A 25433-nucleotide genomic window follows, 5' to 3' on the forward strand; every position below is an offset into this window, starting at 1 on the left:
CCGACTATAAAGGCTGTTATAACCAATAAACCTTGAAACAACACCAACCATCCCCATATCTCCATCACCATTTACTAATCACTACTTCAAATGGCTTATTCACTAGAAATCAGACAAAAAGCCTTGGCTTATTATGACAAATGCAAGAACATTGACCTTGTTATAGAAGCTTTTGGTGTATCAAGACACACCGTGTTTCGTTGGAGACGACAACTTAAAGAAACAGGCAATCTGTCTTGTAAAAAACCCACCAACAGACCCAGAAAGTTTGACAGAAAAGAGCTTCTTGCTTACGTAGAAGCAAATCCTGACAAATACCTACGTGAAATTGGTGAAGTATTTGGGTGTAGTGATATGGCAATCCATAAAGCACTCAAAGCAATGAACATTACTCTTAAAAAAAGACCACAACTTACTTCGAGCAAGACCCAAACAAAGTCAAAGAATTCCAAGATAAATTAACACAACTACAAGCTACGTCCAAACACGGTTACGAGCTTGTCTATATAGATGAGACAGGCATTGATACTTACCTATACCGTACTCATGCAAGAAGCCTAAAAGGTCAAAGAGCCTATGATAAAGTCAGTGGCAGACGCTATCAACGAGTCTCCTTAGTGGCAGGACAAATAGGCAACAAAGCCAAAAACTTGATTGCTCCACTCATCTACAACAATACAATGGCAAGTGCTTTGTTTGAAACGTGGTTTGAACAAATGCTACTGCCTTGTCTTAACAATCACACCAAACAAACAGGCAAGCCTTGTATCATCATCTTAGACAATGCAAGATTTCACAGAATGAAACACTTGCAAGAGCTTATCAATAACACACCATATGAACACATCATCTTACCATTACCACCTTACTCACCTGAGCTAAACCCAATAGAGCAAACTTGGGCAACGATTAAAAGATGGCTTAGAAGTCATCTGTCACCAGATCTTGATACGATGGAGGAAGGTTTGAAGTGTTATTTTGGGGTTTGATGAGTATATTACCTCGTTTGAATAGTCTAATGGCTAATCCAGGAAACTTGGACAGGAAATGCCCAAGATACTTATCGTCAGAAGATGTAATAATCATCTCGTTGTCATCAGAATCAAGCAGTTCTTCTGCTAATCTCATTAGGGCATTATAAATGCCTTCTGACATCATCTTGGACTGCTTGATGTGTGTTGGTGTATTAGCACTTACGGTTAGTGAATATGGCTTACGGAAAGCTAAATCGTTGGCTTCAAAGCAGCCTACAAAGTCTCCATTAGCGTTGATTAAACCACATTGGCTGGAAACGCCTACTAACTCTCGAGACGAGTTATTGTTCACTTCTGTAGGAAGTTTATTGGCGATAGCGGATAAAGGACGAGAATATCTCTTAGACATAGCTTACTCCTAAATAACTGATTGAGAAAGAAATTGTATTGTCTGTTTAAGTAATTGCCAGTTATATAGTCAATGCAGAATAAAACAACATATGACTTTTGCGCATCAGTTCAAATAACAGATAGTTTAACAATTAAGTATTTGTTTTTATTGTAAATTAACTATATTTATTATTTTTAAATCCAGGCGTTTTTATTTGATATGAAATAAATTGCCGGTGTTTGTTTGTGTATTAAGCTGTATGCGCTGCTGCTGTTTTGTAGCGTCATTAGCAGCAACCATAGTGGCTTTAGCGCCGTTTTCATTACCTTGCGGCAGTATGCGGCGGGCGCCGGCGTATCGGCGTTTCCAGTTCGGTTTTTCGATGCTTTCAATGCGCACTTTTTCGCCGCTTTGCGGCGAGTGCAGCATGTTGCCGTTGCCGATATACATGCCTACATGCGTAATTCGACCGGATTTACCGCGGAAAAAAACTAAATCGCCGGGAGCCGGCGTATCTACGGCATGTAATTTGCTGAATTGTTCATTGCTGGTGCGCGGCAGACTAAAGCCATGTTTACCGTACACATAACTGACAAAACCCGAGCAATCAAAGCCTTTAGGTGTGGTGCCACCCCATAGATAAGGAGTGCCGATTAAGCTGCGTCCAAGGTGAATCAATTGTTCGCGTTGTGAGCGTTGTTGAGACGTATGGTGTGTCGAAGCACTGCTTTGTTGGGTGCTTTTGTTTGCTGCGGGAGTAGCTTTGCTAACGAGATTTAAAGTGATTTGAATGTCTTGGCTATTGTTTGTGCTGCTATTGACAGCGGTAGCGATGGGGTTGCTAGTGAGTCGAATGCTTGCGGAGCTAGGATTGCGTAGTGTTTGTTCGTTGGAAAATTGCAAACTGCTGATAGGGCTAGCTGAGCCGTAAGCGCAAGCAGCGAGGCTGAGGCTGATGATAAGCGGTCGGAACATTTTTATCTATTTGAATATGAATTAAAAAATGAGCGACCGCTTTGGTCGCTCGCGAAAGCCTTGGCATTCTACCTGCTCGAGGCGCGAATGTCACGCTTTGCGTGTTTGCGAATGTCTTCGCCTTCGGTGGCGAAAATAGTCGATTCGGCGATGTTGATACAATGATCGCCAATGCGTTCCAAGGCTTTGGCTGCCATGAGTACGTCTATGCCTTGTGTGATTTTGCTGGTGTCTTCGATCATATAGCTTGAGATGACGCGAATGGCGTTGTGATATTGCACGTCAAGTTCTTCATCGTCTTTAATAAGGATGTAGGCGGCTTCGGTGTCGTTGCGTGCCAGTATATCAATGGTGCGGGAAAGCAGGTTTTTAGCCAGTCTGGTGGCAGGTCGCAGTTCTTTCCAAATGGCATTTTCGAGCTCGACCTCGCTGTTTTTTAAGAAGCGCGCGATTTTGCAGCATTCGTCGCCGATGCGTTCCAAATCGGTGGCGATATTGAAACTGGCGGTAATATGGCGTAGGTCGATAGCGACAGGTACACGTTTGGCGATGAGGCGGATACATTCTTGATCAATATCGATGTGGTATTGGTTGATGCGGTTATCCGTGCTTCAATGTTTTCTAAGATGTCGAGGTTGGCTTCGCGGCGCAAGTATTTGCTGACACTGTATAACTGGCTTTCGCAAAGCCGTGCCATTTCCATTAAGAGATTTTGCAGGTTTTGCAATTTTTCGTCGTAGCGTTTGTGGGTGTGTTTGTCCAATGCCATAGGTCTTTCTCAAATGAAAATGAGTAGTGTAGAGAAGGTTTGTGTCCGTTTTATGTCGGATAGATGTTGAGTTTGACCCAGCGGCTTTCGCCGGCGGCAGGGTCGATTTCGACGATTTTGCCACTGAGTTTTTGGTGTTTGGCTAAGAGTTCATGCAGCAGTTTGGCATGTTCGCTAGGCACATAGCCGATTTTATTGCGATTCCAAAAGATCATGACGGCATTGGGGTCGTGCGGATTATTGGCTTCGTGTTCAAGGCTGAGCATGTCGCCGCGCTGCATGAGGGTGGCAAGTTCGGCGGCGCGGTAGTATTTCAAACCGGCTATGGGTAGGCGCGCGATAATCGGCGCGCCTTTTTTGGCGAAGAGTCTGCTAAAGCGTTTTAGCATGGTCATTGCTTATTGCACCTCGATTTTTTCAATGCCCGCCATATAGGGATGCAGGGCTTCGGGAACCAGAATGCTGCCGTCGGCTTGCTGGTAGTTTTCCAAAATAGCGACAAGCGTACGCCCGACGGCAAGCCCCGAGCCGTTTAAGGTATGGACTAAGGCGGGTTTTTTCTGGTCTTTGGCGCGATAGCGCGCTTGCATGCGTCGGGCTTGGAAGTCGCCGCAGTTGCTGCATGAGGAGATTTCGCGGTATTTGTTTTGCCCCGGCAGCCAGACTTCGATGTCGTAGGTACGGCGTGCCGAAAAGCCCATGTCGCCTGTGCAGAGAATGATGACGCGGTAGGAAAGCCCGAGTTTTTGCAGAATGTTTTCGGCATGGGCGGTCATACGCTCAAGGGCGGCGTCGGAGTCTTCGGGGCGCGTGATGTGTACCATTTCGACTTTGTCGAATTGATGTTGGCGAATCATGCCGCGCACGTCGCGTCCTGCCGAGCCTGCTTCGGAGCGGAAGCAGGGGGTGTGGGCAACCAGTTGCAGCGGTAATGCGCTTTCTTCAAGAATACTGTCGGCAACGAGGTTGGTCAGCTGCACTTCGGCGGTGGGGATAAGGTAAAAATGGCGTTCGCTGATGTTGGTTTTGAATAAGTCTTCCGCAAATTTGGGCAGTTGTCCCGTGCCGAAGAGGGTGTTTTCATTTGCCATATAGGGCAGGTAATGCTCGGTGTAGCCGTGTTCTTGGGTGTGTGTGTCGAGCATGAATTGGCTGAGCGCGCGGTGTAGGCGGGCAAGCTTGCCGCGCAGCACGGTAAATCTGGCTCCTGCCAGTTTGGCGCCGGCTTCAAAATCCAATCCGATGCCGTTTAAATCGGCGTGTTCTTTGGGCGTGAAATCGAATTGGCGCGGCTCGCCCCAGCGGCGGATTTCGACGTTGTCGTTTTCGTCCGCACCTTGCGGGACTTGCTCGTCCGGCAGGTTTGGAATGCCGGCAAGCAGGGCGTCTAATTGGCTTTGCACGCGGCTGTATTCGGCATCGGCTTGTTGCTGTGAGGCGTCTAATGCGGCGACTTCCGCCATGAGTGCGGCGCTGTCTTCGCCTTTGGCTTTGGCTTGCCCGATGGCTTGCGAGAGTTTTTTGCGCTCGGATTGAAGCTGTTCGCTTTGGGTTTGGCTGCTTTTGCGAGCGGCTTCTAAAGCGGCGTATTCGGCGGCAGGGAAGTTAAAGCCGCGTGCGGCTAGGCGATTGACGATGCTGTCAAGGTCATTGCGTAGTAATTTGCTGTCTAACATGGTCTTTTATTTGGCTTCTATGGTAAGAGGGATTTCTTGCACGCTGCTGACGAGATTGTTCGTGTATTGGATGTGCAGACGGCGCTGATAACGGCGGTCTTCGCTGCCGCTTTTAAAGCTGAAAGCGTAGATGTCGATATCGGGGTGGAAAGGATCGATCAGGCTTGGGGTGCCTAAGATTTGGCGCACTTGTTCGCGCGGCATGCCGATGCCGATAGCGGCAATTTGCTCGGCGGAGTAAACGTTGCCTTGCGTGATGTCGGGTTTGTATAAAAAAGGCGTAAAGCCGCAGCCGCTAAGGGCAATCAGGCTGATCAGACAAAGGGAGCGTACATGAATCATAGTATTTCTCTTAGTTAATGATGGCGGCATTATATAAAACTATGCTTGAGAATGGGGACTTTCCTGAGTCTTTTCTTGATAGCGCTTCAGATATTGGTAAAACAGCGCAATCAGCAAAAGATTCGTCCAAAAGGCATAGAAGATACCGCCGAGCAAATCCGCCGGCAGGTGCATACCTAGCCATACGCGGCTTGCCATGACTGCTGCCGACCATAGCGCAAGGGCAAATGTCAGCCAGCGATAGGAGCAGAAAACGACGAACAGCAGCACCCAGCTGACGCTGAAAATACTGTGTCCCGAAGGAAATCGGTAGGCAATTTCTTGGATGCGGTGCCGGCTGAGCCAAGCGTTTTTGCCCTGCTGCTGATGCCAGTCGCGCACGATGGCTTGTTTTTCCGTTTTCTCAAGAGCGTAAAAATCTTGATTGCTGCGTTGTTGTTCTTGGTTGATAGCGGCAATATAGGGACGTGCTAGGGCGAAATGCTGTTTGAGCAATTTTTGTTCTAATTGCGTGCAGATAATGCTTAGCGCAATCAGACATAGAAAGGCTTTGAGCGGTAGACGGCGGCGGTTGTGCCGACAGAGCAAGGCGATGAAGAGGGCGCTAGTAGCCACCGCATAAGGCATTGAGCCGCTTTCGGTAATCAATAAGAGCGGCAATAAAGGCAAATTTTGATCTGCTGCGCTGTGCCACTGCCAATTGCAGAAGATAAAAGCAAGCGGCACAAGGCAAAGCAGGACGGTATAAGCGCAATATGCCCTTGAGGCACGGCGCGGCGGTAGTGAAGTCGTCATTTGTATCCAAAAAACCGTATTATACGGCGAAATATAGTCTCTTCAGATTAAAATGATACGCCTTTAACACAACATATTGAAAGATTTTTCAATATCTTGAAAATTTTTATTATTTCATTTTAATCTGAAGAAGCTATACAATCCATATTGAACAAGGACTAAGAGATGAATTCAGATGAAAAAATAGCGCGTTTGGAAGAACGTTTGGCATGGCAGGAAGATTTGTTGGATGCGCTGAATGCGCAGGTGGCGCAATTAAATGCCGAACAGGCGGCTTTGCAAAGACAATTGCAATTGCTGTATCGCGAGATACAAAGCATTCAGGGCGGTGCGGCGAGCAACAGTGCTGTGCAAGAGATTCCGCCGCATTATTAAATCTGTCTGCTGTAATAAAGCGGCTCAAAAAGAGTAGAATTTTATCGAGTGGGCGGTAGTTAAACGGTTTTTGGCTAAGAAATCATAATGAGGATTGATGTTTTCTTCAAACATCAAATCATCATGTTGGATATCGGCGATAGTGATAATTTCATTGCCTGCTAAGAGTTGAATTTGATGTGCGCTGATTGTCCAATCGCCTGTAAATCCGCTAAGCATAGGATGTGCGGTTTCTTGGATGTCGGCGGTGTATTCCCATTCAAAAATCTGCCTGCCTTTGCTGCGATAAAGTTTGAGTATTTATTTGTCGTTTTGATAGATGGCGTAAAGCGTAAAACGGTTTTTTTCGCGTAGGTCTTGGATAGAGGCGGGGATAAGAAGCAGGCAAAGCAGCCATGTGCCGGCATCGGCAAATAGAAAAAGCCAAAGGGCAGGTGCTGCTTCCGTTCTTAATATGCAGGCAAGGGCGAAGAGGATGAATCCGATTAGCGGTAGGATATGTTTTTGCATGAGCCATGCGCAGAGGTTATAAGCGACAACAAGCGCGAATAGGATAAATAAAAGGTTTGAGGCGGTATCCATTTTTATTCAATAAGATGCGGCTTTATTCAATTGTAGGTTCGTCGCTGTTTAGGGCGGCTTTGATGCGTGCGCTGAGTTCGCGGTAGCTGCTGCGCCTTTGGTGTCCGATGATGTCAAGATGCGGTAAGCCGCTGCCTTTGACGAGATAGAAGCCGCCGTCAGGGTGTTTTTCTACGCCTTCAATAGTTAATAAATCGCCGCGCAGTGTGGCGCTAAAACCGAGTTTTTCATAGGGAAAGCTGCTGAGAATGCGCACGAATTGTCCGATGGCGGCGGAAGAACCGCCGATTTGCGTGAGCAGTTGTACGGCTTCATGCGAGATGCGGCGTTCGCCGGGATTGTCTTCGTCGGTCATGATGCTGGCGTCAAAGGCGATGGGTCGCCAGTTGGCAAGAACGACGTCTGTGATGAATCCGCTGACGCGTCCGCGGATTTCCGCAATCCCGAATGCACTGGTCAGGCGTTGTAAATCGATCATGTTCAGCCCGAGCGAGAAGTAGAGCTGGGCTTGGTTGCTGAAGATCTTTTCGATGCGCAGGTCGCTGATGAGGATGTGTCCGCCAAAAACGTTGAGATGTACCGGTCGCTTGAGGACAAGGCTGTTGCTGCTGAGGCGGACTTCGGGCAGTTCCGCGCTGATGTCGCCTTGAAATACGGGCAGTTCAAGGGCACGATTGAGTTCGGCGAGGTCGATGGGGTCTAGGCTGATGTTGAGCAGATGTTGTCTGTCGCGGTCGGCGCGGATGTCGTTGATGACTAATGCGCCGTTAAGTATGGGGATGCGCCAAGGTTCGAGCAGCTTAATGGATTTGTCTTGCCAGAGAAAACGCAGTTTGGATGCGCCGAGCGGCAGTTTGCGCCATGTGGCGGCGGCGATGTCGAGGCGCGATTCGCCGCTTTGTCCGATTTGTCCATCAATACTGGGAAAGCGGAAGCGTTCTTGGCGGTCGGTGATGCCGAAGCGGTGCAGCACGAGTACGCTGTTGCGCAAGCCGCTGTTTCTGTGCCAGTCGCCGCTGGCGTAGAAGCTGCCTTGCCAGTCGCTGTCGGCAAAGAGGCTGTCTGTGCCGAGGTAGGGTTTGAGGTAGTGTTGGTAGAGGGCTTGCGCTGCGCCTGAAAATTGTTGCAAGGAGAGTTGTTCTAATTGCTGTGTGCGACTGTTGTAGCTCAATCCGCCTGCGATGTGCAGCTGACCGTCATTAGCGCGCAGGTTTTTAAGGCTAAGTGTTTCCTTGCGGTATTGCCAGTCGCTTTCCAGTTGTAGCGGTGCTTGTTTGAAGTTGAGATAGAGTCCTTGGAAGAGGGTTTCGCCTTGCGGGATGTGTGCGCGAAGATGTCCCTGCCAGCCTTGTTCGGGCTGATATTGCATGGAGATATTGAGACTAGCGCTAAGATTTTCTACGGCTTGCAGGTGGTCCGGGCTGTGCCAGTTGCGGATGCGTAAGTCGATGTCGCCGCTGAGTTGCCATATGTCGCGCTTTTGTTTTAGCAGCAGTTTGAGGCTGATGTCGCCGTCTAGGGGCGGTAGCGGCGGCAGGTGTAAGAAGGCAAGTAGCGCATTGAGTTCCGCTATGTTCAGGTTTTTTTTGACGAGTTGTAATTCGCGTTGCTGATGATGCCAGTCCAGTTGCAGGAAGGGCGAGGCTTGTGCTTGTCGGCTGATGTGCAGACTGAGCGGGGCAAGGTCGAGTTTCTGCCGTAAGGCGATGTGTTGCGGAGCGGAAAAATATAAGGCGTTTTTTTCTGCCTGCGCGGAAAATCGGGGGCGGCTTAGGGAGAATTGCCCGTTTTTATAGTGTAGCCATGTTTCGGCGCGCAGTTGCTGCCAATTGCCTTGCGGGTGCTTGAGTTGCGGGGCTTGGGCGCTAATCTGCCAGTCGCGTCCGTTGGTACTGTTGGCGCGGATACGGATATTTTCGCTGCGGCTGTCGCCGATGCGGGCGTTGCCAATGTCGATTTCAAGTGTCCATGCGCAGAGAAATGACAGGCAAAAGCTGAGTAAAAAGGGCGTTTTCATGCCGATATTATGCACGAGCCTTGAAAAAAAAATAGCCGTCCTCATATTGTCGGACAATGATTTAAGAGAAAACATAGGTGTGTTATGTCAAACGAAGAAATGGAAAAGAATGCTCAAGCTGCAGCAGAGGTATCTGAAGCGATGGAGATGGCGGCGGAAGAGCCGATGTTAGATGTGGATACGGTGCTGAATGCGCAATCGGAAGAGGTGGCGCAATTGGCGGAGCAGGTGGCGGCATTAAAGGATCAGGTGATTCGCGAGCGCGCGGAAAATGAGAATTTGCGCAAGCGTCAGGAAAGAGAATTGTTGAATGCGCATAAATTTGCCAATGAGCGGATTGTGAAGGAATTGCTGCCGGTGCTAGATTCTTTGGTTTTAGGGCTGAAAGCGGCGCAGGAAAGCGCGGATAAGCCCGAGGCGATGGCGCAGTTTATCGAGGGTTCGGAATTGACGCTGAAGATGTTACGCGAAAATTTAGCCAAGCACGGAGTGGAGGAAGTCAATCCCGCCAGCGGCGATAAATTTAATCCCGATGTGCATGAGGCGGTGGCGATGTTGCCGAATCCTGAATTGGAAAACAATACGGTCATGCATGTGGCGCAGATTGGCTATGTGCTGAACGGGCGTACGGTGCGCGCGGCGCAAGTAGTGATTGTGAAGAATAGTTAAAGCAGGCAAAAAAATGCCGCAGACGGCTTGAAATTGGAAAAAGCGGCGGCATATAGCGTGCATCAAAACATTTTTATTTTATTTTTATGAGGAAAATCTAATGGGTAAAATTATCGGTATCGATTTGGGAACGACTAACTCTTGTGTTGCGGTTATGGACGGCGACAAGGCGCGTGTGATTGAAAACGCGGAAGGCGCGCGTACCACGCCTTCGATTGTGGCTTTTGCCGAAGAGGGCGAGGTTTTGGTCGGACAGCCTGCTAAACGTCAGGCGGTTACCAATCCGAAAAATACTTTGTTTGCGATTAAGCGTTTGATTGGCCGCCGCTTCGATGAAAAAGAAGTGCAGAAAGATATTAAGCTGGTGCCGTATAACATTGTGAAAGCGGATAACGGCGATGCTTGGGTGGATGTGGACGGCAAAAAAATGGCGCCGCCTGAGATTTCTGCACGCGTGCTGATGAAAATGAAGAAAACCGCCGAAGATTATTTGGGCGAGAAAGTGATCGAAGCAGTCATTACCGTGCCGGCGTATTTTAACGACAGTCAGCGTCAGGCGACGAAAGATGCGGGTCGTATCGCCGGTTTGGAAGTCAAACGGATTATCAATGAACCGACCGCTGCCGCTTTGGCCTATGGTATGGATCATGAAGTGAAAGACGCCAAAATCGCCGTGTACGATTTAGGTGGCGGTACTTTCGATATTTCTATCATCGAAACGATAGATTTGGATGAAGAAGGTCAGCAGTTTGAAGTCTTGGCGACCAACGGCGATACGTTCTTGGGTGGCGAGGATTTCGACAGCCGCGTGATTGATTATTTGGTCAGCGAGTTTAAAAAGGATCAGGGCATCGATTTGTCTAATGATGCCTTGGCTTTGCAGCGTTTGAAAGAAGCGGCGGAAAAAGCGAAGATTGAATTGTCTTCCAGCCAGCAAACCGATATCAATCTGCCTTATATCACAGCAGATGCGACCGGTCCTAAGCATATGAATATCAAGCTTAGCCGCGCGAAATTGGAATCGCTGGTGGCGGATTTGATTGAGCGTTCGCTCGAGCCTTGCCGCATTGCGATGAAAGATGCGGGCTTGTCTAACAGCGATATTACCGATGTGATTTTGGTCGGTGGTCAAACGCGGATGCCGAAAGTGCAAGAAGCGGTGAAAAATTTCTTCGGCAAAGAGCCGCGTAAGGACGTGAACCCTGATGAAGCGGTGGCAATCGGCGCGGCGATTCAGGGCGGCGTTTTGGGCGGTACGGTTAAAGATGTGTTGTTGTTGGACGTAACGCCTTTGTCTTTGGGTATTGAAACGATGGGCGGCGTGATGACTAAGCTGATCGAGAAAAATACCACGATTCCAACCCATGCGGCGCAGGTGTTCTCAACGGCGGAAGATAATCAATCCGCGGTAACGATTCATGTTCTGCAAGGCGAGCGTCAGCAGGCATCGGGCAATAAATCTTTGGGGCGTTTCGACTTAAACGATATTCGTCCCGCACCGCGCGGTATGCCGCAAATCGAAGTGTCTTTCGATATTGACGCAAACGGCATTTTGAACGTATCGGCAAAAGATAAGGAAACCGGCAAAGAGCAATCGATTGTGATTAAAGCCAATTCCGGTCTGAGCGATGAGGAAGTCGAGCGTATGGTGCGCGATGCGGAAACGCATGCCGAGGAAGATAAAAAATTCCAAGAGCGTGTTGAAGCGAATAATAGCGCCGAATCGATGATTAACGGCGTGGAGAAAGCGATTACGGAATTAGGCGATGAAGTCAGCGCCGATGAGAAATCTGCGGTTGATACGGCGGTAAGCGCCTTGCGCGAAGCGATGAAAGGCGAAGATGTAGAAGCGATTAAATCGCGTACGGAAGAGCTGATGACTGCCGCTTCGCCGGTAATGCAAAAATCTTTTGCGAAAATGCAGGCGCAAGCAGGCGCGGAAAACAATGCTGCCGGTGACGACGGTATTGTCGATGCCGATTTCCAAGAAGTGAAAGACGAGAAAAAAGACTAATTGTTTCATTGAACAAAGGGCGGGAAACCGCCCTTTTTACCCTATAAGAACATGGCAGAAAAAGATTTATATGCAATTTTAGGCGTGAGCAAAACCGCTAGCGCTGACGAGATAAAAAAAGCCTACCGCAAGCTCAGCATGAAATGGCATCCTGACCGCAATGCGGATAAAAAAGAAGAGGCGGAGGCAAAGTTTAAAGAAATCAGCAAGGCTTATGAAATCCTCTCTGATGAGGAAAAACGTGCGACTTACGATCGTTTCGGTTTTGATGCGGCAACGGGACAGGCGGGAGCAGGCGGATTCGGTGCAAGTTTCGGCGGCGGGAATTTTTCCGATATTTTCGGCGATGTTTTCGGCGATGTTTTTGGCGGCGGCGCAGGAGGTAGAAGGCAGCAGCATCGTGGCAGCGATTTGGTCTATACGGTGGAATTAACGCTGGAAGAAGCGGCAAACGGCAAAGAGCTGAATATTAAAATTCCGACTTTGGTCAAATGTACGCATTGCGATGGCAGCGGCGCGACTGAAAAATCGAAGAAGAAAACCTGTACGACCTGTCGCGGTTCCGGACAAGTGCGAACGCAGCAAGGCTTTTTCTCGATTGCACAACCTTGTCCGACTTGTCATGGCAAAGGGCAGATTATTGAAAATCCCTGCGATAAATGCCGCGGAGAAGGTCGAGTCAAAAATACGCGCAATTTAACCGTAAAAATTCCCGCCGGCGTGGATACCGGCAACCGTATCCGTTTAAGCGGCGAAGGAGAAGCGGGAGAAATGGGGGCGCCGGCAGGAGATTTGTATATCGAAGTCCATGTGCGTCCGCATGACATTTTTACGCGCGAGGGCGCGCATTTATATTGCACGATGCCGATTAGCTTTGTAACCGCCTGCTTGGGCGGAGAGATTGAAGTGCCTACGCTTTCAGGGCGCGTCTCATTGGTCATTCCTGCGGAAACGCAAACCGGCAAAGTACTCCGTCTACGCGGCAAAGGCATGCAGCCATTACGCGGTGCCGCGGCAGGCGATTTGCTGTGTACGGTCGTGATTGAAACGCCCGTGAATCTCTCTAAAGAGCAGAAAGAAATGTTGAAAAATTTTGACCGTAGTTTGCATGAGGGCGGTCAGCGTCATGCGCCGAAAGAGAGCAGTTTTCTCAATCGGGTAAAAGATTTTTTTGACGGTTTGTAAATAAATGGACGTTTTTGCGGCTAATGCTAGGGAAATGCTTGCAATGCAGTAGCTTGCCCTCTATAATCAGCCGCTTTTTAAGCAATACACAAATTTGGAGCTAAAATGCAAAAAGATATTCATCCTAATTATCGTCCGGTTGTCTTTCAAGATGTAGGCGCAGATTTTGCTTTTTTAACAAAATCAACTGTTCATACAAATGAAACCATCAAATGGGAAGACGGACAAGAATACCCTTTAGTTCGCGTGGACGTCAGCAGTAAATCGCACCCATTCTATACCGGCACGCAAAATATTGTCGATACCGCAGGACGCGTTGACCGCTTCCGCCGTAAATACGGAAAAAAATAAGCGTCAAAAGCGCCTTTGCGCTTGACCCTAATCCTCCATTAAGGTAACTTAATCAAAAATAAGTTACCTTAATGGAGGATTTTTTTATGAGTGAGAAAACAATCATCGTTATTGATAAAGAAGCGCAAAAACAAGTAGAACTTCCTGTTATTCAACCTGTTTTAGGTCGTCCGGGAATTGATATTGCGACTTTGCCAAAGGAATTGGGTTATTTTACGCATGACCCCGGTTTCGGCGTTACCTCATCTTGCGAAAGTAAAATTACTTTCATTGACGGTGGTGCCGGTAAACTCATGTACCGCGGTTATCCTATCGAAAGTCTCTGTGAAGCAAATATTTCTTTCTTAGACGTGGCTTATCTTCTTTACCACGGCGAGCTGCCTAATGAAGAAGAAAGTAAAAAATTCAATGAGCAAATTCGTTACTACCGCATGCTTAATAAGCGGGTGCAGAATTTCTTTGAAGGTTTTCATCATGATGCGCATCCCATGGCAATGATGACGGGAGTCGTCGGTTCATTAGCGGCTTTCTACCATGATCGTTTGGATATCAATAATCCTGAAGATCGCTATATCACAGCGATGCGATTAATCGCCAAAATGCCGACTATCGCAGGCAGCACACATCGGCATGCTCAGGGTTATCCTTTCGGTTATCCGAAAGAAGAAGATGATTATTTCGAACATTTCCTGCGTACAATGTTTTCTCGTCCGGGTAGCCGTTTTGAAGCGGATCCTTTGGCTGTTAAGGCGCTGAATCTTTTGTTTATCCTACATGCGGATCACGAGCAGAATGCTTCAACCTCTACCGTTCGTCTAGCAGGAAGCACAGGGACAAACCCTTATGCTGCGATTTCAGCAGGTATTGCCGCTCTATGGGGTAATGCGCATGGCGGTGCAAATGAGGCAGTGCTTAATATGCTTGATGAAATTGGTAATGTCGCCAATATCGATAAATATATTGCACGCGCTAAAGACAAGGATGATCCTTTTAAACTGATGGGATTTGGGCACCGAGTCTATCGCAATTACGATCCGCGTGCTAAAATTATCCAGAAAGTTTGCTATGAGGTGCTTGAGCATTATGGCGACGATCCTCGAATGGAATTAGCGATGCGTTTGGAAGAAGCGGCATTGAAAGATGATTACTTCGTCGAAAGAAAACTTTACCCGAACGTTGATTTTTATTCAGGAATTATTTACAGTGCGCTCGGCATTCCTGTTAACATGTTTACAGCAATGTTTGCTGTATCGCGTACAGCTGGCTGGATTTCTCATTGGAATGAAATGATTAGTGAGGGCTATCGTATTGGCAGACCTCGCCAAATGTATATGGGTGAGAAAGAAAGAAGCATTTGAAACCGTGACCTAGTCCCGGCAACTAAAAGGAGTTAATTATGTTGGGAAATCCCGAATATATCGGAATAGATATCGGGCAGTATGCAATAAAAATTGCACGCGTAAAAAAAGCTGGAAAAAGCTTTGTAAGCAATTACTTTGTTTATGAAATTTTGCCAGAAGAAATGCGTGGCGGCAAAGATAAGGAAGGCTTAAAAAACCTAATTGCGAAAATCCTAAAGACCCATAAAATCATAAAAGGTCAGCCGGTGATTCATGTCAATTCCGGTGATACGATTATGCGCAATATCGTATTGCCCGAAAATACTAGCCAAGAAGCTGTTGAAGGTGCTATTGAATTAGATTTAGGACAATCATTGCCTTTTAGTCTGGATCAAGTTTATTTTGATTTTGACGAAACAAAAGATGCAAATGGCGGTCACTTAGCTATTGCGGCACGTCGGGATTTAATTGATGATAAAACGGCATTATTTGCAGGCAAAGCAAAAACTTTGAATAATCCGCAAGTGGATGTAGATGTTTTTGCTTACGAACGTTTAGTTGAAAATCTTGTGCAAGCAGGAAGAATATACGGATCAACTATTGCCATAATGGATATCGGTTATACGCATTCTCGAATCAGTGTTTATCAAGACGGTAAATACGTATTTGTCAGAGAGCCTCAGATCGGCGGCAATCAAGTAAGTGAAATTATTCGAGATGTTTATGATCTGGATTTGGAATCGGCAGAGTCGAAAAAACTAAATCAAAATCTAGGTGAAGAATATCAAGAACTTGTCCTGATGCCTTATGTTTCTTCTTTAAGCGAGCAGATGAACCTTGCTTTAGATTTCTACGAAGCAAGTAGCCCTGATGCTAAGGCTATCGAAAAAATTTATATCACAGGCGGTGGTGCTCAGCTGAAAGGCTTAGTGCTAGCGTTGACAGAAAAAGTTAATGTGCCATTGGAATTGTTAGATCTTTCTCAGTTTATTAAATTGCAATCAAAGCAAACTGATTTGCTGCAAGATGGTATTAATCATGGTTTGGCAATCGCATTAGCATTGGAAGGTAAATAATGGCAAGAAAATTTAATCTACAACCTTGGCGTGCGGAACTACGAGCCAAGCAGAAAAAAGATTTCATGACAGCTACTGCAGTGGTTTTTTTAGTAGCAGCGGGATTATGCGGAGGATATTGGTATTTTAAAAATCAATATTTAGAAAGTCAAAATCGTGCAATTAGTTTGTTAGATAATAATATCGCTGAATTGAAAAAAACCGAAGCAGAAGTTAATAAAATGAAAGCGCTTAATGAAGAAGTGCTTAAGCAGATTTTAGTAATTCAAGGATTGCAAAATCAGCGTAGTCTTTCGGTAGAAATTTTAGATTATCTTGCGATAAACACGCCTAAGTCTGTATTTCTAGATAGTATTTCTTACAAACAAGGGCAAATTACCATTACCGGTACTGCTGAAAATGATGTAGGAGTATCTTCATTTATACGCGTATTAAACGATTTTAAACATTTTTCAATAGTTCGCTTAGTAGATATGCAAAAAGCAAAAACAGGAAATCGCTATTCTGTGACAGATGAAACAGGGGTTAGGGTCTTTACTTTAGTGATTACAGTTGAGCCTAAATTCGGAACAGAAGCAGATATAGCTGCAAAATGATTATTAAGGAATGATGTATGAAATTTGTACCAATTAATCAATTAGATCAGAGTAATCCAGGCACATGGCCGATATATTATAAAGCTATTATTTGGATTTTACTTTTTGGTGGTATTTTATTTGCGTTCAATCATTTTAAATTAACTGAAATGGTTGATATGGAAAATAGAAATAACAATACTATTCAAGAAAAAGAAAAAACATATCGTGAATTGTTGCAATATACTGTTGATTTAGACGCTTATAAAGCAAGAAGTGAAGAGCTTTTAGATCGTTTAGAATCTTTACTTACTTATTTACCTGCACAAAATCAAATAGCAACATCGATTGAAGAGGTCAACACTGCCGCTGCCGATGCAGGAATTAATCTTAGTGGATTCAAACCGGCTGATAAATATCTCCCAACAGAATATTATGATATTGCACCAATAGCCTTGAATACTACAACTTATTTTACTAATTTTGCTAATTTTTCTGAAGGTTTAACTAATCTGCAAAGGATTATGAATATCTCAGATTTTAATTTAGTTGTTTTAAAAAATTCATCTAATAGTAGAGATTCTTCTGATACATGGGCAGAAAATGCAATTGCTGTTACAGATACGCAGCTGCAAACATATATCTATAATGGTGATATAGAGAAGCTCCGCAAAGGGGAATTGCCACAATCTTCAACAGCAGCTAAATAATAGGAAAAAGTGATGAAACGGAATATATTATTGATTTCTATTGTATCAAGTTATCTAGGCATAACGGGCTTTGTTTTTGGAGATGCAGAGTCAGATGCAAGTGATTTTTTACGACAAGTCAAAGCGCAAACTAAACCTAGTGCTAATTTAGATCTTTCACCCTTACCAGAAGTTAAGCCTTACGAAGCTTATGAATATAAAGGAGGTATTGAAGATCCATTTAAGCTTAAGCCTTTTGTTGTAGAAATTTCAAAAGAAACAGGAGCGCCTTTAGCAGAAGCTGAATGTAATTCTAGTGAATGTAGTGCTTCTGCACCTGTTGCTCATACACCATATTATTTAGAGAGTTTTGAGCTTTCTTTTTTACAGATGACAGGCACGATGTTATCTCCAAATAAACAAATAATCGCTTTAGTAAAAACTCCTAATTCGGGTATTCAAGAAGCTAGAGTGGGGGAATATATCGGAAGAAATCATGGTTTGATTAAAAGTATTAAACCTGATCATATTGTGATTGAGGAAAAATATAAAGTACCTAGAGGCTGGCAGGATAGAACGGTCACTTTGGAATTGTTTTAATAATTTGAGTTTAGGATAGACTTATGATGAAAAAAATATTATGTAGCTGTATTTTATTAGCTAGTTCTGGAAGTTTTGCTGCAGCAATTACGGCTGTTAATGCTTCGAATGCACCGTCTGGTGCTTATGAAATTGTCTTTAAAAATGCAGCAGTATTGCCAACGTCCTTTAATACAACATCTCCTGCTTCAATTGTATTAGATTTTCCTAATACAAGTTCTGCTTTAGCTAATAGAGAAACAGCTGTCAATCAAAATGGTATCTACTCTGTAAATGTTATTCCTGGAGATGCGCGTACTCGAGCAGTAATTAATTTAGCAGCTCCAGCTGCTTATGACGTTCGCTTAGTAGGCTCGGATGTTCATGTCGCCTTAAGAGGGAACCAGGTAATTGCAGCAGCTCCTGCGATAAATACTTCTAATAACTCTGCTTTGTTTAACCAAACTTCAGCAGCACCAATGGTTCCGGTAGCATTAAATACTCAAGCTCCTGCACCTATTAATAATATGGCAAAATCTGTACCTGATTTGGCGCCGATGTTCCATAAAAATGCAGATAAGGGCGGTGTACTTACTTTCACTTTACCAAGTAAAGATACATTGGTATCTGTAAAAACAGAAGGTGCTTCTATTGTTGCAACAATTTCTAGCTATAAAGTGCCTAAAGCTGGTCAAAAACGTTTAGATGTGGCTGATTATGGCTCACCTGTTCGTTATGTAGATATTTTACCTAGTGGTGCAGACAGTAAAATTGTCTTAAATATGGGGCGTAATGCTTATGAATACGTAACCTATACCAATGGCAATGAATATAATATCGAGATTAAACGTCCTTCAACAGATGAGAATGCTCAACGCCTACGTGAATTGAGCGGTTTTGGCTCCGGAAAACAATATACAGGACAGCCTTTATCATTAAATTTCCAAGATATTGAAGTGCGCGCTGTATTACAAATTATTGCGGAATTTACAAACAATAATATTGTGGTAAGTGACACTGTAGTTGGTAATATTACTTTACGTTTGGATAATGTGCCTTGGGATCAAGCGCTTGATATTATTATGAAGACCAAAGGTCTTGCCATGCGCAAAGTAGATCGTGTGATCTATATCGCACCTGAAGCAGAATTGAATAAAATGGAAATTGATGCTTTAGCAGCTTATAAAGAGAAACAAGGATTACAACCTTCAAATACAGAGCTTATTCAGTTGAAATATGCAAAAGCTTCTGATATTTTGAAAATAATTTTAGAATCACGTAATAATATCAATAGTAATAATAATGCTAATGTTGGTGATAGAAATGAAGATTCTATATTATCTTCAAAGGGTAGTGTTGCTGTTGATGAACGTACTAACTCTTTAATGGTAACTGATATTCCTGAAAATATTCAAAGAGTTAGAGATTTAATTGCTAAATTAGATGAGCCTGTACGCCAAGTGTTAATAGATTCGCGTTTGGTAATTACTTCTGATGAATATTCTAGAGCTTTTGGTTCTCGTTTTGGAATAAGCTTTAGAGGAGACAAAGGAACTGATAGTTGGAGTGGAAGTGGGACTTTAAGTGGTACGAGTGCGGGAACTCTAGGTGATCGTTTAGGAGTTAATCTTGCTCCAAATTTCTTGTCAACCGATATAACAGGTACGAATCCTACAGCTGGGTATGGTATTTCAATTTTAGGTCAAGAAGTATTAGTTGATTTAGAATTACGCGCCTTACAAGCAGAAGGTTTGTCGGAAATTGTTTCTAGTCCTCGAGTGGTTACTCAAGATGGTTATAAAGCCCTTATTTCTAAAGGTGAGGAAATTCCTTATTCAAAAGTAAGTGATTCTGGTACAGAGACTGAATTTAAAGATGCTAAATTGAGTATGGAAGTTACACCACGCATAGCGCCTAATGATCGTGTAAGTATGGAAATCCATATTACTAAAGATGATGTTTCTAATCGACTAGTTAATGGTGAGCCTGGAATAAATACTAATGAAATTCTAACTAAAGTTGAAGTACAAAATGGCGAGACTATTGTTTTGGGTGGTATTTATGAACAGACGCAAACAACAGGAGAGGCAAAAGTTCCATTATTAGGCGATATCCCTGTAATTGGCAATGTGTTTAAAAATACTAATAAAATATTTAATAAGGATGAATTATTAGTGTTTATTACACCTCGAATTATCGATAGAAAACTAACAGATACTGATAAATTCAGCAATTTGCGTCAGTAGTTTATTTTGCTTATAATTTTGCCCCACTGCATGGTGGGGCTTTTCGTTTTAGGTATTGTTATGATTTATGAAGCGGTTATTGGTTTAGAGTTGCATATTCAGTTGGCAACGGAAAGTAAATTATTTTCTTCTTCTTCTGCATCTTTTGGCGCGGAGGTCAATACTCATGTTAATGAAATTGATTTAGGCTATCCGGGGGTTCTACCGGTATTAAATGAGCGAGCGCTTGAATATGCGGTATTATTTGGTTTGGCTTTAGGTAGTCAAATTAACCCGAATGCTTTTTTTATGCGCAAAAATTATTTCTACCCTGATTTGCCGAAAGGTTATCAAATTAGCCAGTTAGCTGATGCGATTATTTTAGGTGGTTTGGTAGATTTACCGGAGTTCGAACGGCAAGTGAGGATTAATCGCGGACAATTGGAAGAAGATGCGGGTAAGTCCGTACATGATGCTTTTACAGATCGTACGGGGATTGATTTAAATCGTGCAGGTGTGCCTTTGATTGAGTTAGTCTCTGAACCTGATATGCGCAGTGCGGCTGAAGCGGTGGCTTATATGCGGAAAATTCATCATCTTGTGCGTTATTTAGGTATTAGTGACGGCAATATGCAAGAGGGCTCTTTCCGCTGTGATGCGAATGTCTCAATTCGTGAGAAAGGTAGTGAAGTTTATAATGCTCGTGTTGAGTTAAAAAATATCAATTCTTTCCGTTTTGTTGAGCAGGCAATTGAGCTTGAAATCGAAAGACAGATTGATGTAGTGGAAAACGGTGGCACGGTTGAACAGGAAACGCGTTTATTTGATCCTGATAAGATGGAAACGCGCACGATGCGTTCTAAAGAAGAAGCCAATGACTATCGTTATTTCCCGGATCCTGATTTGTTGCCTTTGCAATTAAGCGCAGAATGGATTGAGCAAATACGTCAAAATTTACCGGAATTACCGCATTTGCGCGAGCAACGTTATGCAGAACAATATGCTTTAGATAAAGACAGTTTACGTTTTTTAGTGCAAGACAAAGCAACTGCGCAATATTTTGAAGAGGCATTGAATGCCGGTGCAGAGGCAAGAACGGCGGCGATTTGGATGCAGTCTGAATTGGTGAAATTATTGCCGGAAGGACAGGGCTTTGCTGATTGTCTGCTGAATCCCAATCAATTTGCTGTTTTGCTTGCCCGTGTGGCGGATAATACGTTGTCTGCTAATGCCGCGAAAAAGTTATTGCCTGAATTATGGGGAAATGCCGATATTTCCGTAGATGCTTTGATTGATACTAAAGGTTTGCGTCAGGTTAATGATGACGGACAATTGCAGCAATGGGCGGAAGAAGTTTTAGCTGCAAATCCTGATCAGGTAGCGGCATATAAAGGCGGACAAGTGAAAATGCTAGGCTATTTAGTCGGACAAGTATTAAAGAAATCACAAGGAAAAGCAAATCCGAAATCAGTCAATGAATTATTGCAGAAATTATTGGCTTAAACACGGAAGTTTTTAAATATATAGTCGAAGAATTGAAAAGCTATTACGGCGTTGGCTCGCCTTGCCGTACGCTCTTGTACTGTCTGTGGCTCATCGCCTTGTACTACTTTTCACTTCTGACTATATAGCCGCCCTCATAAAACCATTTAGGTTTTACGGGCGGTTTTGTTTTTTAAGAAGAGTTATACTCAATTCATGACAAATGCGAACATTATATTTTTAACCTTAGCTTAGGCGTTTATGCCAGAAAGCACTCACATGACAAATTTTGTTGGACATAAATATCTAAGTTACTGATTTATAAAGAAGTAGGTCGGATTCTTGAATCTGACAAATTTATATTTTAAGTAATGTCGGATACAAGTATCCGATCTATCCAATTAAAAATGATTAATTTTGCCATGAATTGACTATATTTTATTGTTGAATAATGAGCGTAATCGCTAATCCGATGCCGCCGATGATTTGCAGCAAAACGGCATGCCAGAGTCCATTTTCTCTCGCGGCAATAAAGGCATAAGTAGGCAAAATAAAATGGCGCAGCAATTCTTGTCGCTGATGCCGGCAATGCCATGCGCTAATCAGCCAACCGCAGATAAAGATTAGAATAAATAGCGTGAGAAAAAACATGCTTTATTCTTCCATATTCACAGGTTGCTCGCATAAATCGGAAACGATGCAAGAGGTGCATTTGGGTTTACGGGCGGTGCAGGTATAGCGGCCATGCAAAATCAGCCAATGATGGGCATCTAACAGATAAGCTTCAGGCACGCGCTGCAGTAATTTGTCTTCCACTTCGCGAACGTTTTTGCCTTTCGCAAGTCCTGTGCGATTAGACACGCGGAATATATGCGTATCGACCGCCATGGCAATTTGTCCGAAAGCGGTATTGAGGACAACGTTTGCGGTTTTGCGCCCTACGCCCGGCAGGCTTTCTAAAGCTTCGCGTTGATCGGGAACTTTTCCATCGTATTTTTCTAGCAGCAAAGCACAGGTTTTGATGATATTGCTTGCCTTGCTATTGAATAAGCCGATGGTTTTTATATAGCTTTTCAAGCCTTCTTCGCCAAGGGCTAAGATGCTTTCCGGCGTATTGGCAATTGGGAAGAGTTTGCGTGTCGCTTTATTGACGCCGACATCGGTGGCTTGCGCAGATAGCATGACGGCAATCAGCAGCTCAAATACCGAATCGTATTCTAATTCGGTACTTGGTTTGGGATTTGCTGCTTGTAAACGCGCAAAAAAAGTGTCGATATCAGATTTCTTCATGCCTTATTTTTTATCGGCACGAAGTTCGCCGCCTTGGCACAGATTTTCAGGTTTTAAGTCTTCAATACTAATCCAGACCGCAGCTTCCGCAATGCCTAAGCTGCTGGCAATGGCTTGGGTAACTTTTTGGGTCATTTCGCGTTTTTGTTCGATGCTGCGACCTTCAATGATTTTGATGTTAACGATTGGCATATGAGGTTCCTAATGTAGATGTTGCTGATGAAAACCGAGTCTGTCTATTCCGCAGTTTGAGAGGATTGGGCGCTAACAGAGGAGGACACCGGCGCTTCTTCGGGAAGATTTTTGCTGAGTTTGTCTAAAATACCGTTGATAAATTTATAGCTTTCGTCTGCGCCGAATTTTTTCGCCAGTTCCACCGCCTCATTGATAATCACGGTCGGATGGATGTCTTTGCGCCGCGTGAGTTCAAAGGCGGCAATCCATAAAATAGCGCGCTCAATCGGGTCAAGGGCGGAGAAGGAGCGGCGTTGCAGAAAGGGCAGAAACAGTTCGCCGAGTTTGAGGCTGTGTGCAGTGATGTAATGCCATGCTTCATCGAAATAAAAACTGTCAATGTCTTGTCGGGCATTGTTTTCAAAGCTGTTGCACCGTACATATTCGGGGCTGTCGTCTTGTAATTGCCATTGATAGAGCAGTTGCAGCAGTTCGTAGCGAGCCTGCGAACGCGCTTTAATGGCTTGGCGTTTGAGATTGGGAGTTTTACTGGTCATAGAGTTGGATTTGCCGCGCTGTAAAAGAACATCGGCATTGCCGCTTGCGACAATGCCGGTGAAAAAGAGGGATTAGCCGATTTGACGGAGCAGGCTGACCATTTCAATCGCCGCCATCGCCACATCATGACCTTTATTGCCTGCTTTCGTGCCGGCGCGTTCGATTGCTTGTTCGATATTATTGGTGGTCAAAACGCCGGTCAGTACGGGCAGATCGTATTTTAATGCCACTTGTCCCAAGCCCTTGGCTTGTTCGTTGACCACGACGTCATAATGCCCGGTCGAGCCTTTGATGACGGCGCCGAGGGCGATAATCGCATCATATTTCTTGGTTGCGGCGCAGCGCTGGGCGGCAATCGGCAGTTCATGTGCGCCCGGCACATAGTAAACGTGGATATTGTCCGCACTGATGCCGTGGCGTTTGAGGGTATCGATGGCGGCGGCTTCCAGTTTATTGACGATGAAGTCGTTGAAGCGCGAGCAGATAATGGCAAAGCTGGCATTGTCTAATGGGCTGAATTGCCCTTCGATTCTTTTGATTTGGTCTGTCATAATAGTCCTTGATTAGTGAGTATCGCCAATAAATTCATGTACTTCCAGCTGATAGCCGGAGAGTCCGGTGAATTTGTAGGGCGCGGAAAGCAGCCGCATTTTGCCGACATGTTGGGCGGCAAGAATTTGTGCGCCGATGCCGTAGGTGCGCAGGTCTTGTTCCTGCTTGCGTTTCGGCGGCGCGATATTGTGGGCAAAGGCATGCATGCGCGCCACAATATCGTTGGTGTTTTGTCCGTCGTCAATCACGACAATAATGCCCTGCGGTTCCTGTGCCAAGCGTTTTAAGGCGTCATCCAATTGAAAATTGCGTTCCGACAAATCGGCTTGGAATAAATCGGCTAGGGCATTTTGCACATGCACACGCACAAAGGTCGGCGTTTCAGGACTGATTTTGCCTTTGACGAGGGCATAATGCAGGGTTTTATCCAAGATGCTTTGATAGGCGGTCAAGGCAAAATTGCCGTAGGCGGTGGGCAATTCGCAGGAAGCGACGGCGGTAACGGTTTGTTCGCGAGCAAGGCGGTAAGTGATGAGATCGGCAATGGTGCCGATTTTTAAGCCGTGTTCTTGGGCGAAGATTTCCAAATCGGGACGGCGCGCCATCGTGCCGTCTTCTTTTAAAATTTCGCAAATCACGGCGGCCGGCTCAAGCCCTGCTAAACGCGCCAAATCGCTGCTGGCTTCGGTATGCCCTGCGCGTACCAGCACGCCGCCTTCGCGTGCCACTATCGGGAAAATATGCCCCGGCTGTACCACGTCTTCAGGACGTGCATCGCGGGCGGCGGCGACTTGAATCGTCAAGGCGCGGTCTTGCGCGGAAATGCCGGTGGTTACGCCTTGCGCCGCTTCAATCGAGACGGTAAAGGCGGTGGCGTAAGCGGCGGTGTTGTGTTCGGTTTGCGGACGCAGTCCGAGTTGTTTGGCGCGCTCTTGGGTGATGGTCATGCAGACCAATCCGCGCGCGTGTTTGACCATGAAATTAATCAGTTCAGGGGTGATATGTTCGGCGGCAACGACCAAATCGCCTTCGTTTTCGCGGTCTTCGTCATCCATTAAGATAACTGCTTTTCCCGCGGCCAAATCGGCAATGATTTCTTCTGTGCTGTTGAGTTGCATAGCTTCTCCTAAAAATGTTTAAAAGCCGAAGGCGCGCAATTTCGCTTCCGTCAAACCTTCGCCTTCGCTTTGCTGACTGAGCAGGCGTTCTAAATAGCGCGCGAGCAAGTCCACTTCTAAATTCACTTCCCGTCCGACGGCATATGTGCCTAAGCTGGTGCGCTGCATGGTGTGCGGCACGATATTGACGTGGAATAGATGGTCTTGCACTTCATTGACGGTCAGGCTGATGCCGTCAATGCAAATCGAGCCTTTTTTGGCGATATAGCGTGCCAGTTCGCGCGGCGCGGCAAAAATCAGACGTTCGCTGCGTCCGTCGGGAAAGCGGTCGCATAAGGTGCCGATGCCGTCCACATGCCCGCTGACCAAATGTCCGCCCAAAGGGGTGGATAAGGTTAGGGCGCGTTCCAAATTCACGGTTTCGTCGACGCTTAATTGTCCTAATGTGGTTAAGGCTAGGGTTTCTGCCGACACATCGGCGCGGAAGAAATCTTTGCCCAATTCTACTGCGGTCAGGCACACGCCGTTAACGGCGATGCTGTCGCCCAATTGCGAAGTGCTGAAATCGAAGTACTCGGAGGCGATGAGCAGACTTTGGTCTTCGCCGTGTTGCTCGCGTTGGCGCAATTGCCCTGTGTTTTCAATGATGCCTGTAAACAT

31 protein-coding genes are annotated in these 25433 nt (G+C 45.3%); 13 read left to right on the forward strand and 18 right to left on the reverse strand.

Annotated elements, in window-relative coordinates:
- Positions 1-90: 90 nt before the first annotated feature.
- Positions 91-989 (forward strand): IS630 family transposase gene (locus tag DYC63_RS08960; protein WP_115218903.1). Its coding sequence is split into 2 segments (ribosomal slippage): positions 91-406 and positions 406-989, totalling 900 coding nucleotides; the frame shifts between segments, so codons are not numbered across the junction.
- Here DYC63_RS08960 and DYC63_RS12410 read toward each other — a convergent pair.
- The 8 genes from DYC63_RS12410 to DYC63_RS08990 all read right to left on the reverse strand — a co-directional run bounded on the left by DYC63_RS12410 (position 922) and on the right by DYC63_RS08990 (position 5922).
- Positions 922-1383: a hypothetical protein gene (locus tag DYC63_RS12410; RefSeq protein ID WP_147284955.1), complete on the reverse strand. Its 462-nt coding sequence runs from the start codon at positions 1381-1383 to the stop codon at positions 922-924. The two genes, DYC63_RS08960 and DYC63_RS12410, sit on opposite strands and share 68 nt — an antisense overlap.
- 192 nt (positions 1384-1575) lie before the next feature.
- Entirely contained in the window at positions 1576-2340 is a 765-nt protein-coding gene (locus tag DYC63_RS08965) for a C40 family peptidase (RefSeq protein ID WP_115218904.1), read from the reverse strand.
- A gap of 68 nt (positions 2341-2408) precedes the next feature.
- Entirely contained in the window at positions 2409-2891 is a 483-nt protein-coding gene (phoU, locus tag DYC63_RS08970) for a phosphate signaling complex protein PhoU (RefSeq protein WP_245888226.1), read from the reverse strand.
- A complete protein-coding gene (locus DYC63_RS13210) occupies positions 2777-3109 on the reverse strand; it encodes a hypothetical protein (protein WP_245888112.1) in 333 nt (110 codons plus the stop codon). Before DYC63_RS13210 ends, phoU begins: the two co-directional genes overlap by 115 nt.
- A gap of 50 nt (positions 3110-3159) precedes the next feature.
- The gene (locus DYC63_RS08975) at positions 3160-3498 is read right to left on the reverse strand and encodes an HIRAN domain-containing protein (RefSeq protein WP_115218906.1); all 339 of its coding nucleotides are present in this window, start codon (positions 3496-3498) and stop codon (positions 3160-3162) included.
- 9 nt (positions 3499-3507) lie between these two features.
- A complete protein-coding gene (gene serS, locus DYC63_RS08980) occupies positions 3508-4785 on the reverse strand; it encodes a serine--tRNA ligase (protein WP_115218907.1) in 1278 nt (425 codons plus the stop codon).
- Between the two features lie 6 nt (positions 4786-4791).
- Positions 4792-5127: an outer membrane protein assembly factor BamE gene (locus DYC63_RS08985; RefSeq protein ID WP_172459477.1), complete on the reverse strand. Its 336-nt coding sequence runs from the start codon at positions 5125-5127 to the stop codon at positions 4792-4794.
- A gap of 39 nt (positions 5128-5166) precedes the next feature.
- Complete coding sequence (locus DYC63_RS08990) at positions 5167-5922, reverse strand: phosphatase PAP2 family protein (RefSeq protein WP_115218909.1); 756 nt, start codon at positions 5920-5922, stop codon at positions 5167-5169.
- Between the two features lie 165 nt (positions 5923-6087).
- Between DYC63_RS08990 and DYC63_RS08995 the strand changes: the two genes are divergently transcribed.
- A complete protein-coding gene (locus DYC63_RS08995; RefSeq protein ID WP_115218910.1) occupies positions 6088-6297 on the forward strand; it encodes a SlyX family protein in 210 nt (69 codons plus the stop codon).
- Between the two features lie 24 nt (positions 6298-6321).
- On the opposite strand, the gene DYC63_RS09000 is transcribed toward DYC63_RS08995, so the two are convergent.
- From DYC63_RS09000 to DYC63_RS09010, 3 genes are all read right to left on the reverse strand, one after another.
- Positions 6322-6516, reverse strand: coding sequence for a hypothetical protein (locus tag DYC63_RS09000; RefSeq protein ID WP_115218911.1), 195 nt, complete (start codon positions 6514-6516; stop codon positions 6322-6324).
- 81 nt (positions 6517-6597) lie between these two features.
- On the reverse strand, positions 6598-6807 hold the full coding sequence (locus DYC63_RS09005) for a hypothetical protein (RefSeq protein WP_147284956.1): 210 nt from the start codon (positions 6805-6807) through the stop codon (positions 6598-6600).
- 94 nt (positions 6808-6901) lie between these two features.
- The gene (locus tag DYC63_RS09010) at positions 6902-8896 is read right to left on the reverse strand and encodes a hypothetical protein (protein ID WP_115218913.1); all 1995 of its coding nucleotides are present in this window, start codon (positions 8894-8896) and stop codon (positions 6902-6904) included.
- 84 nt (positions 8897-8980) lie between these two features.
- On the opposite strand from DYC63_RS09010, the gene DYC63_RS09015 reads away from it, so the two are divergent.
- The 11 genes from DYC63_RS09015 to gatB all read left to right on the forward strand — a co-directional run bounded on the left by DYC63_RS09015 (position 8981) and on the right by gatB (position 21102).
- Positions 8981-9565 (forward strand): nucleotide exchange factor GrpE, encoded by a 585-nt coding sequence (locus tag DYC63_RS09015; RefSeq protein WP_115218914.1) that lies wholly within the window; start codon positions 8981-8983, stop codon positions 9563-9565.
- A 100-nt stretch (positions 9566-9665) separates the two neighbouring features.
- Complete coding sequence (dnaK, locus tag DYC63_RS09020) at positions 9666-11579, forward strand: molecular chaperone DnaK (RefSeq protein ID WP_115218915.1); 1914 nt, start codon at positions 9666-9668, stop codon at positions 11577-11579.
- Between the two features lie 51 nt (positions 11580-11630).
- Positions 11631-12764, forward strand: a complete 1134-nt coding sequence (gene dnaJ / locus DYC63_RS09025; protein ID WP_115218916.1) for a molecular chaperone DnaJ — start codon at positions 11631-11633, stop codon at positions 12762-12764.
- Positions 12765-12869: 105 nt separating this feature from the next.
- Entirely contained in the window at positions 12870-13115 is a 246-nt protein-coding gene (locus DYC63_RS09030) for a type B 50S ribosomal protein L31 (RefSeq protein ID WP_115218917.1), read from the forward strand.
- Between the two features lie 86 nt (positions 13116-13201).
- On the forward strand, positions 13202-14473 hold the full coding sequence (locus DYC63_RS09035; protein WP_115218918.1) for a citrate synthase: 1272 nt from the start codon (positions 13202-13204) through the stop codon (positions 14471-14473).
- Positions 14474-14511: 38 nt separating this feature from the next.
- Positions 14512-15531 (forward strand): type IV pilus assembly protein PilM, encoded by a 1020-nt coding sequence (pilM, locus tag DYC63_RS09040; RefSeq protein WP_115218919.1) that lies wholly within the window; start codon positions 14512-14514, stop codon positions 15529-15531.
- On the forward strand, positions 15531-16127 hold the full coding sequence (locus DYC63_RS09045) for a PilN domain-containing protein (protein WP_115218920.1): 597 nt from the start codon (positions 15531-15533) through the stop codon (positions 16125-16127). Before pilM ends, DYC63_RS09045 begins: the two co-directional genes overlap by 1 nt.
- Positions 16128-16144: 17 nt before the next feature.
- Positions 16145-16816: a type IV pilus inner membrane component PilO gene (locus DYC63_RS09050; protein WP_115218921.1), complete on the forward strand. Its 672-nt coding sequence runs from the start codon at positions 16145-16147 to the stop codon at positions 16814-16816.
- Positions 16817-16828: 12 nt separating this feature from the next.
- Positions 16829-17395 carry a pilus assembly protein PilP gene (locus DYC63_RS09055; protein ID WP_115218922.1) on the forward strand — a complete coding sequence of 189 codons (567 nt, stop codon included), beginning with the start codon at positions 16829-16831 and terminating at the stop codon, positions 17393-17395.
- Positions 17396-17418: 23 nt separating this feature from the next.
- Positions 17419-19620, forward strand: coding sequence for a type IV pilus secretin PilQ (locus DYC63_RS09060; protein ID WP_115218923.1), 2202 nt, complete (start codon positions 17419-17421; stop codon positions 19618-19620).
- A 60-nt stretch (positions 19621-19680) separates the two neighbouring features.
- The gene (gene gatB / locus DYC63_RS09065; protein WP_115218924.1) at positions 19681-21102 is read left to right on the forward strand and encodes an Asp-tRNA(Asn)/Glu-tRNA(Gln) amidotransferase subunit GatB; all 1422 of its coding nucleotides are present in this window, start codon (positions 19681-19683) and stop codon (positions 21100-21102) included.
- A gap of 417 nt (positions 21103-21519) precedes the next feature.
- Here the strand turns inward: gatB and DYC63_RS09070 are convergent, their stop codons facing one another.
- The 7 genes from DYC63_RS09070 to DYC63_RS09100 form a co-directional block, all read right to left on the reverse strand.
- Entirely contained in the window at positions 21520-21732 is a 213-nt protein-coding gene (locus DYC63_RS09070; protein WP_115218925.1) for a hypothetical protein, read from the reverse strand.
- Between the two features lie 3 nt (positions 21733-21735).
- Positions 21736-22371: an endonuclease III gene (gene nth, locus DYC63_RS09075; RefSeq protein ID WP_115218926.1), complete on the reverse strand. Its 636-nt coding sequence runs from the start codon at positions 22369-22371 to the stop codon at positions 21736-21738.
- A gap of 3 nt (positions 22372-22374) precedes the next feature.
- The gene (locus tag DYC63_RS09080) at positions 22375-22563 is read right to left on the reverse strand and encodes a 2-hydroxymuconate tautomerase (protein ID WP_115218927.1); all 189 of its coding nucleotides are present in this window, start codon (positions 22561-22563) and stop codon (positions 22375-22377) included.
- Between the two features lie 44 nt (positions 22564-22607).
- A complete protein-coding gene (nusB, locus tag DYC63_RS09085; RefSeq protein ID WP_115218928.1) occupies positions 22608-23102 on the reverse strand; it encodes a transcription antitermination factor NusB in 495 nt (164 codons plus the stop codon).
- A gap of 72 nt (positions 23103-23174) precedes the next feature.
- Entirely contained in the window at positions 23175-23654 is a 480-nt protein-coding gene (gene ribH / locus DYC63_RS09090) for a 6,7-dimethyl-8-ribityllumazine synthase (RefSeq protein ID WP_115218929.1), read from the reverse strand.
- Positions 23655-23666: 12 nt separating this feature from the next.
- Positions 23667-24773: a bifunctional 3,4-dihydroxy-2-butanone-4-phosphate synthase/GTP cyclohydrolase II gene (gene ribBA, locus DYC63_RS09095; protein WP_115218930.1), complete on the reverse strand. Its 1107-nt coding sequence runs from the start codon at positions 24771-24773 to the stop codon at positions 23667-23669.
- An 18-nt stretch (positions 24774-24791) separates the two neighbouring features.
- Positions 24792-25433, reverse strand: coding sequence for a riboflavin synthase (locus DYC63_RS09100; protein ID WP_115218931.1), 642 nt, complete (start codon positions 25431-25433; stop codon positions 24792-24794).

This window comes from Suttonella indologenes (genome assembly GCF_900460215.1).
GTDB lineage: Bacteria > Pseudomonadota > Gammaproteobacteria > Cardiobacteriales > Cardiobacteriaceae > Suttonella > Suttonella indologenes.

Coding starts and splice junctions, on each gene's coding strand:
- DYC63_RS12410 (WP_147284955.1), bottom strand. CDS start 1,383: ATGTCTAAGAGATATTCTCGTCCTTTATCCGCTATCGCCAATAAACTT.
- DYC63_RS08965 (WP_115218904.1), bottom strand. CDS start 2,340: ATGTTCCGACCGCTTATCATCAGCCTCAGCCTCGCTGCTTGCGCTTAC.
- DYC63_RS13210 (WP_245888112.1), bottom strand. CDS start 3,109: ATGGCATTGGACAAACACACCCACAAACGCTACGACGAAAAATTGCAA.
- DYC63_RS08975 (WP_115218906.1), bottom strand. CDS start 3,498: ATGCTAAAACGCTTTAGCAGACTCTTCGCCAAAAAAGGCGCGCCGATT.
- serS (WP_115218907.1), bottom strand. CDS start 4,785: ATGTTAGACAGCAAATTACTACGCAATGACCTTGACAGCATCGTCAAT.
- DYC63_RS08985 (WP_172459477.1), bottom strand. CDS start 5,127: ATGATTCATGTACGCTCCCTTTGTCTGATCAGCCTGATTGCCCTTAGC.
- DYC63_RS08990 (WP_115218909.1), bottom strand. CDS start 5,922: ATGACGACTTCACTACCGCCGCGCCGTGCCTCAAGGGCATATTGCGCT.
- DYC63_RS08995 (WP_115218910.1), top strand. CDS start 6,088: ATGAATTCAGATGAAAAAATAGCGCGTTTGGAAGAACGTTTGGCATGG.
- DYC63_RS09000 (WP_115218911.1), bottom strand. CDS start 6,516: ATGCTTAGCGGATTTACAGGCGATTGGACAATCAGCGCACATCAAATT.
- DYC63_RS09005 (WP_147284956.1), bottom strand. CDS start 6,807: ATGCAAAAACATATCCTACCGCTAATCGGATTCATCCTCTTCGCCCTT.
- DYC63_RS09010 (WP_115218913.1), bottom strand. CDS start 8,896: ATGAAAACGCCCTTTTTACTCAGCTTTTGCCTGTCATTTCTCTGCGCA.
- DYC63_RS09015 (WP_115218914.1), top strand. CDS start 8,981: ATGTCAAACGAAGAAATGGAAAAGAATGCTCAAGCTGCAGCAGAGGTA.
- dnaK (WP_115218915.1), top strand. CDS start 9,666: ATGGGTAAAATTATCGGTATCGATTTGGGAACGACTAACTCTTGTGTT.
- dnaJ (WP_115218916.1), top strand. CDS start 11,631: ATGGCAGAAAAAGATTTATATGCAATTTTAGGCGTGAGCAAAACCGCT.
- DYC63_RS09030 (WP_115218917.1), top strand. CDS start 12,870: ATGCAAAAAGATATTCATCCTAATTATCGTCCGGTTGTCTTTCAAGAT.
- DYC63_RS09035 (WP_115218918.1), top strand. CDS start 13,202: ATGAGTGAGAAAACAATCATCGTTATTGATAAAGAAGCGCAAAAACAA.
- pilM (WP_115218919.1), top strand. CDS start 14,512: ATGTTGGGAAATCCCGAATATATCGGAATAGATATCGGGCAGTATGCA.
- DYC63_RS09045 (WP_115218920.1), top strand. CDS start 15,531: ATGGCAAGAAAATTTAATCTACAACCTTGGCGTGCGGAACTACGAGCC.
- DYC63_RS09050 (WP_115218921.1), top strand. CDS start 16,145: ATGAAATTTGTACCAATTAATCAATTAGATCAGAGTAATCCAGGCACA.
- DYC63_RS09055 (WP_115218922.1), top strand. CDS start 16,829: ATGAAACGGAATATATTATTGATTTCTATTGTATCAAGTTATCTAGGC.
- DYC63_RS09060 (WP_115218923.1), top strand. CDS start 17,419: ATGATGAAAAAAATATTATGTAGCTGTATTTTATTAGCTAGTTCTGGA.
- gatB (WP_115218924.1), top strand. CDS start 19,681: ATGATTTATGAAGCGGTTATTGGTTTAGAGTTGCATATTCAGTTGGCA.
- DYC63_RS09070 (WP_115218925.1), bottom strand. CDS start 21,732: ATGTTTTTTCTCACGCTATTTATTCTAATCTTTATCTGCGGTTGGCTG.
- nth (WP_115218926.1), bottom strand. CDS start 22,371: ATGAAGAAATCTGATATCGACACTTTTTTTGCGCGTTTACAAGCAGCA.
- DYC63_RS09080 (WP_115218927.1), bottom strand. CDS start 22,563: ATGCCAATCGTTAACATCAAAATCATTGAAGGTCGCAGCATCGAACAA.
- nusB (WP_115218928.1), bottom strand. CDS start 23,102: ATGACCAGTAAAACTCCCAATCTCAAACGCCAAGCCATTAAAGCGCGT.
- ribH (WP_115218929.1), bottom strand. CDS start 23,654: ATGACAGACCAAATCAAAAGAATCGAAGGGCAATTCAGCCCATTAGAC.
- ribBA (WP_115218930.1), bottom strand. CDS start 24,773: ATGCAACTCAACAGCACAGAAGAAATCATTGCCGATTTGGCCGCGGGA.
- DYC63_RS09100 (WP_115218931.1), bottom strand. CDS start 25,433: ATGTTTACAGGCATCATTGAAAACACAGGGCAATTGCGCCAACGCGAG.